Raw genomic sequence first — 6810 nt, forward strand, 5'->3', positions numbered from 1 at the left:
CTATATTTGACGTTCGTAGACATACTCAGGTGAAAAAAGGGTTGCTTTTCGAGTTATAACAGACAGTTAATTAACTACAGTGGACAATGCTAGACAATGACAGACACAGATAAACAACCTACCTTCCTCTTTCACGATTACGAAACCTTTGGCACGCACCCCGCGTTAGATCGCCCTGCACAGTTCGCAGCCATTCGCACCGATGACGAACTCAATGTCATCGGCGAACCCGAAGTCTTTTACTGCAAGCCCGCGGATGACTATTTACCCCGGCCTGGAGCAGTATTAATTACCGGTATTACCCCGCAGGAGGCACGGGCGAAAGGAGAAAACGAAGCCGCGTTTGCCGCCCGTATTCACTCGCTTTTTACCGTACCGAAGACCTGTATTCTGGGCTACAACAATGTGCGTTTCGACGACGAAGTCACACGCAACGTTTTTTATCGTAATTTCTACGATCCTTACGCCTGGAGCTGGCAGCATGATAACTCGCGCTGGGATTTACTGGATGTTATGCGTGCCTGTTATGCCCTGCGCCCGGAAGGAATAAACTGGCCTGAAAATGATGACGGTCTACCGAGCTTTCGCCTTGAGCATTTAACCAAAGCGAATGGTATTGAACATAGCAACGCCCACGATGCGATGGCTGATGTGTACGCCACTATTGCGATGGCGAAACTGGTAAAAACGCGTCAGCCACGCCTGTTTGATTATCTCTTTACCCATCGTAATAAACACAAACTGATGGCGTTGATTGATGTTCCGCAGATGAAACCCCTGGCTCACGTTTCCGGAATGTTTGGGGCATGGCGTGGCAATACCAGCTGGGTGGCACCGCTGGCGTGGCATCCTGAAAATCGCAATGCCGTAATTATGGCGGATTTGGCAGGAGACATTTCGCCATTACTGGAGCTGGATATCGACACATTGCGCGAGCGTTTATATACCGCAAAAGCCGATCTTGGCGATAACGCCGCCGTTCCGGTTAAGCTGGTGCATATCAATAAATGTCCGGTACTGGCCCAGGCGAATACGCTACGCCCGGAAGATGCCGACCGACTGGGAATTAATCGTCAGCATTGCCTCGATAACCTAAAAATTCTGCGTGAAAATCCGCAAGTGCGTGAAAAAGTGGTAGCGATATTCGCGGAAGCCGAACCGTTTACACCTTCAGATAATGTGGATGCACAGCTTTATAATGGCTTTTTCAGTGACGCCGATCGTGCAGCAATGAAAATTGTGCTGGAAACCGAGCCGCGTAATTTACCGGCACTGGATATCACTTTTGTTGATAAACGAATTGAAAAGTTGTTGTTCAATTATCGGGCACGCAACTTCCCGGGGACGCTGGATTATGCCGAGCAGCAACGCTGGCAGGAGCACCGCCACCAGGTCTTCACGCCAGAGTTTTTGCAGGGTTATGCTGATGAATTGCAGATGCTGGTACAACAATATGCCGATGACAAAGAGAAAGTGGCGCTGTTAAAAGCACTTTGGCAGTACGCGGAAGAGATCGTCTAATTTGAAGCCGCCGCCGCTGGTACGGCGGAGGACAATGTTGAGTCAGGCTTTTTGAACGGTGATGCTCCACGCTGCATCGCCAATCTGCTGATAATCGGTGATGGCATGTCCTTCTTCTGCCGCCCACTGTGGGATTGCTTCAGTTGCCTGGGTACAATCAAACTCAATTACCAACTCATCGCCGCTGGCCATTTCTGCCAGTGCTGCTTTTGCTTCTATGAGTGGAAACGGACAGACCTGCGTCACCACATCCAGCTTTTTAATCGCCATCTTTACACCTTACTTAATTTGCCGCAGCAGTTGCCAGTCGCGCCTTACGCTGCGGTCGAACATACACAAGCCAGGACGCAGTCCAGACTCCGAGAATCATAAATACAAGGCCAATCCAGCCCTGCCAGGTCATCATTGCAGTCATAACCAGTCCATTACCGATAGAGCAACCACCTGCAATACTGGCACCGAAGCCCATCAGTACACCACCTAACCCGCTACGTAATGTTGTTTGTGCATCAGCTGCGCGAACGCGGAACTCACGGCTCGCTTTGGCTGCAATAAATGCCCCCACGAAGATCCCTAACACCAGGAAAACGCCCCAGTTAATGTATTTCACGTCACCCGCGACCAGAAATTGCAGAATATTGGCCGTTGGGGAAGTGACTCCTAACCCAAACATGCGTCCGGTTGCTTCACTCAGGGGCCAGGCTAAAAGCGCAATCAAACCGATGAGTACAGCAGTGACAAAGGGATGCCAGCGTTTTTCAAACAGAATATGAGCGATCCCGGTTCGGCGCGGCGGTAAGGTCGCGACTTTGAGTTTTGGCTTCTTCAACTCTTTCATCACCACCCAGAGCGTTATCACCAGCAAAACGGTAACCAACGGCCACACAGACAAATTAAAAGTCTCAGCAATAGAGTTATGTTCAGTAGTGTAGTGCTGCAAGGTTTGATTTAAACCACTGGCGTGTGGAGAACGCATCACCGCACTCATCACCATATAAGTGAAAAGCGCGATCCAACTGCCGATCAATCCCTCACCCGCGCGATACCAGGTCCCGGTGGCACATCCACCCGCCAGAACAATTCCCAGCCCGAAAAGATACCCACCTATAACAGTACCAAGCCACGGGAACGCCCCGGCTTCGTAAGTCAGTAGGCCCGCCAGAATTAACGCAAAAACCCCCACGCTTTGTGCCGAAATTGCAATCAGCAAGGCGTAAAACATGCGATTATTTTTCGCGATATACATATCGCGAAAACCACCAGTCAGGCAAAAACGCCCACGCTGCATGACAAATCCCAGCAGAGCACCACAAATTAGCCCGCTTAATATCATTGAAAACATAAATTAATTAACCAGATGAATGTTAATGGGGAAATTTTTCATGACTGGTGGAATGCAGACCAATAACCAAATTCTCTAAATTAGAACAAATGGTTATTAATGAGGATTTCGATAAAAAAGAATAAAAAAACCGGAGCCAAATGTTCATTCGACTCCGGTTTATTATTAGAAAAGATGATTATGCTACGTCTTCGTACTGCGGAACCGGATTACGGAAGCTCTTGGTGACGCAAGCCAGGTAAATCAGACCGATAGCAGCCCAGATCAGACCCAGAACCATTGAGCTTTCTTCCAGGTTAACCCACAGCGCACCAACGGTCAGCGCACCACACATCGGCAGGAACAGATACTGGAAGTGATCTTTCAGCGTCTTGTTACGCTTCTCACGGATCCAGAACTGCGAGATGACCGACAGGTTAACAAAGGTGAACGCCACCAGCGCACCAAAGTTAATCAGCGCCGTTGCCATTACCAGGTCGAAGTTGATTGCCAGCAGGGCAATCGCGCCAACCAGGATGATGTTCATCGCCGGAGTACGCCATTTCGGGTGTACATAACCGAAGAAGCTTTTCGGGAACACGCCGTCACGACCCATTACGTACATCAGACGCGCTACGCCTGCGTGCGCCGCCATACCGGACGCCAGTACGGTAATGGTGGAGAAGATCAGCGCGCCAACCTGGAACGCTTTACCCGCAACGTACAGCATGATTTCAGGCTGTGACGCATCCGGATCTTTAAAGCGAGAGATATCCGGGAAGTACAGCTGCAGGAAGTAAGTTGCAAAGATGAAGATCATGCCGCCAATCAGCGCGGTCAGGAAAATCGCACGCGGGATCACGCGCTCTGCATCTTTGGTTTCTTCCGACAGATTGCTGATGCCGTCAAAGCCGGTAAAGGAGAAGCACAGGATTGTCGCCCCGGTAATCATCGGGATAACATGCGCATCGCCAGACCAGAACGGACGCGTGCTCGCCAGCGTACCAGCGCCTTCACCTTCAAATACGCCATAAACAACCATGCCCAGAATCACCGCGATCAGCACTACCTGCAACACGACGATTACAGTGTTGAAGTTCGCTACGGATTTCAGACTACGCAGGTTAAAGGCGGTCATAAAGGCCACCAGCGCCACCACAAACATCCACGATGGAATGGAAGGCACCAGAGCTTCAAAATAGATTTTCGCCAGCAGAATGTTGATCATCGGCGCGAACAGATAGTCGAGCAGAGAAGACCAACCCACCATAAAGCCGACAGTCGGGCTAATGGATTTCTGGGCGTAAGTGTATGCAGAGCCAGCAGAAGGATAGCGGCGAACCAGCTTCCCGTAGCTCAGAGCCGTAAACAGGATCGCAATCAATGCGAACGCATAGGCTGTCGGCACATGACCATCCGTGAGGCCTGAAACGATACCAAATGTATCAAACAGCGTCATCGGCTGCATATAGGCTAGACCCATCATTACAACCGGAACTAACGTAAGCGTTTTACGCAATTCCACGCGAGAGGTGTTTGGAGTAACGTTATGCGACATGGTTATTCTCCTTTACGGTGATAACCGTCGCGTAAGCAAAAAATTTGCCCCATTTTTTTGGATTCCTCAGCGACAACAACTGTCGATTTTTAGTAAATATCTATCCGGTACGAAGCCCGGCCTCTTGGTATGAATGATTGGTTTGAAGCAAAAAATAACCGACGCTAATTAAACGTCGGTTTTTAGTCATTTTTTGACAGCGGCGCATTGTGCCTAAATGGGGGGGAAATGACAAGAGAATGAGAGGCTTGTCATAATAATTTTTCTTTAAATGGCTGATTTTCCGTCATCAGATTTTGCATAAACACCGGCGATCGCACTATTTGCTAAAATTTCATCTCGCCACCAGCCGCTGGCAAGCCCTGCGGTCTGTTCATTCCAGCCAATCCAGACAGGTTCAAAGAGAGTTTGGGCGACCACTTTCTTCTCGATTAACGCGCCACTATCGAGAAAACGTTGCGCCAGATACCGTGGTAAATAGCCGCAGCCAAGGCCGCTAATTTGCAGCTCCAGTTTGGTTTTAAAATCGAAAACGGTAATGGCTTCTTGTTCGTCGAGAAGTTGTGAGGCCGTAGAAGCGCCTGCCTGCGCAGTGTCCCCCACCACAATCGCCCGATATCGTTTAATGATACGACGGTTTAACGGTTCTTCTTCCTGGGCTAACGGATGATGAGGCGCGACCGCAAAGACTTGTTCAAGATCGCCCAACCGCGAGAAACCAAACTCACTGGAAGATGGTGGCTCATGCATCGCGCCAACGATAATATCCGCTCGCCCCTGAGTCAGGGCATCCCAGGAACCACCGAGTACGCCATTGATAAACTTCAGGCGCGTCACGCTATGATGTTGATAAAAAGCTTCAATGAGAGGCGCAAGCAGAGAAAAAGGAAACGTGTCGTCCACGCCAATCACCAGCTCGTTTTCCCAGCCTTCATGCAGTTTGATCGCCTGCTTTTCCAGTTCTCGCACGGTATGCAGAACTTCCCGCCCTTTCTCTAATAACATTTTTCCGGTGCGGGTGAATTTAGCGCGGTGTCCGCTACGATCAAGCAATTGAATATTTAGGTCGCTTTCCAGCTTGTGAACGGTGTAACTCAGAGCGGACGGCGTCTTGTAGAGTTTGGCTGACGCCGCCGCAAAACTGCCCTCTTTTTCTATGGCATCGAGGATCATCAACACATCCAGCAGTGGTTTCATACACGCCCCCTTGCAGTGCATGCGGCGTCCTGCTGGCGTGATCGTTTACTCCAGCGGCATTACCAGCGGATCGGGATACTGGTATTCAAATCCCAGTTCATTACAAATCCGACTGCCATCAATAATCTTACCTTTGCCGCTGTCCAGACTATTTCTGAACTGCGGAGGTTGCAGCCCCAGTAAACGGGCCATCTGCGGATAGAAAACATTACGCGCAGGGTGAGCTGGCGCACATATATTATAGATGTGTCCGCCTTTAGGTGCCTGTAACAACAGAGTGATAGCGCCAATAACATCTTCTAAATGGACTAAATTAACACCATGTTCACCATCAGGGGCGGTTTTTCCGGCAAAGAAGCGTCCCGGATGACGTCCCGGTCCGACCAGGCCCGCAAGACGCAGAATATCGACCGAAGTACCGGGTAAATTGTGCAGCCAGTCTTCGAGTTCTTCTAATACTCGTCCACTGTTGGTTACCGGATTACGCGGGGTAGTTTCTTTAACCGTGCCTTGCGCGTCGCCATAGACAGATGTTGAGCTGGTAAAAATAATTCGGGGAATACGATGGGCCAGCGCGCTATCCACTAACTCTTGTACCGCTTGTAAATAGAACTCATCGCCGGGGCCGCTACGACGTGCCGGAAGCGTAATGACCAGCGCATCGGCATCCATAAGGGCATCCAGATCGTCAGAATCGCAAACTAACTCAGGCTCCATGCGAAGCAGATAGCTATCAATGCCACTCATTCGGGCCGCTTCGACACCATCTTGTGTGGTTTTACTCCCGGTGACTTGCCAGCCTCGCGCTGAAAGTGACATCGCCAGCGGCATACCTAACCACCCTAACCCGACAATTGCGACCTTTTTCATCCGTTATCTCCTGATACACCTTAGATCTATAAGGCTACGCTAGCGTATCAAAACTGACAATTCATTCTATGAATGAATCTGTTCAATAATGATAACGACATGCTGCAATGAGCAGTGAATCATCAGTAACCGCGTATACCAGACGGTGCTCCTCTGTAATGCGTCGGGACCAGAAACCTGACAAATTATGTTTCAGGGGTTCTGGTTTCCCCTTACCTTCAAATGGTGTTCTGCGGGTATCTTTGATAAGTTCATTGATCTTTTTAACAATTCGCTTATCTGTTTCCTGCCAGTACAGATAATCATCCCATGATTCCTCAGACCAGATTAGTTTCACTCAATA

The 6810-nt window shown here is 49.6% G+C and carries 8 protein-coding genes; 1 reads left to right on the forward strand and 7 read right to left on the reverse strand.

Annotated elements, in window-relative coordinates:
• Positions 1–96: 96 nt before the first annotated feature.
• Positions 97–1521: an exodeoxyribonuclease I gene (gene sbcB, locus ACUU1I_RS18725; protein ID WP_447388973.1), complete on the forward strand. Its 1425-nt coding sequence runs from the start codon at positions 97–99 to the stop codon at positions 1519–1521.
• Between the two features lie 42 nt (positions 1522–1563).
• On the opposite strand, the gene tsuB is transcribed toward sbcB, so the two are convergent.
• The 7 genes from tsuB to yoeB form a co-directional block, all read right to left on the reverse strand.
• Complete coding sequence (gene tsuB, locus ACUU1I_RS18730) at positions 1564–1791, reverse strand: thiosulfate utilization sulfurtransferase TsuB/YeeD (RefSeq protein ID WP_000985273.1); 228 nt, start codon at positions 1789–1791, stop codon at positions 1564–1566.
• A gap of 13 nt (positions 1792–1804) precedes the next feature.
• Entirely contained in the window at positions 1805–2863 is a 1059-nt protein-coding gene (tsuA, locus tag ACUU1I_RS18735) for a thiosulfate utilization transporter TsuA/YeeE (protein ID WP_000492291.1), read from the reverse strand.
• Between the two features lie 178 nt (positions 2864–3041).
• On the reverse strand, positions 3042–4400 hold the full coding sequence (gene plaP / locus ACUU1I_RS18740) for a putrescine/proton symporter PlaP (RefSeq protein ID WP_000019197.1): 1359 nt from the start codon (positions 4398–4400) through the stop codon (positions 3042–3044).
• Positions 4390–4470, reverse strand: coding sequence for a membrane protein YoeI (gene yoeI / locus ACUU1I_RS18745; RefSeq protein WP_119176036.1), 81 nt, complete (start codon positions 4468–4470; stop codon positions 4390–4392). Before yoeI ends, plaP begins: the two co-directional genes overlap by 11 nt.
• A gap of 197 nt (positions 4471–4667) precedes the next feature.
• Entirely contained in the window at positions 4668–5597 is a 930-nt protein-coding gene (locus tag ACUU1I_RS18750; RefSeq protein ID WP_000803325.1) for a LysR substrate-binding domain-containing protein, read from the reverse strand.
• A gap of 45 nt (positions 5598–5642) precedes the next feature.
• A complete protein-coding gene (locus ACUU1I_RS18755) occupies positions 5643–6467 on the reverse strand; it encodes an SDR family oxidoreductase (RefSeq protein ID WP_000754740.1) in 825 nt (274 codons plus the stop codon).
• An 82-nt stretch (positions 6468–6549) separates the two neighbouring features.
• Positions 6550–6804: a type II toxin-antitoxin system mRNA interferase toxin YoeB gene (gene yoeB / locus ACUU1I_RS18760; protein ID WP_000767829.1), complete on the reverse strand. Its 255-nt coding sequence runs from the start codon at positions 6802–6804 to the stop codon at positions 6550–6552.
• Between the last annotated feature and the right edge of the window lie 6 nt (positions 6805–6810).

This window comes from Shigella sp. SIG3 (assembly GCF_053555855.1).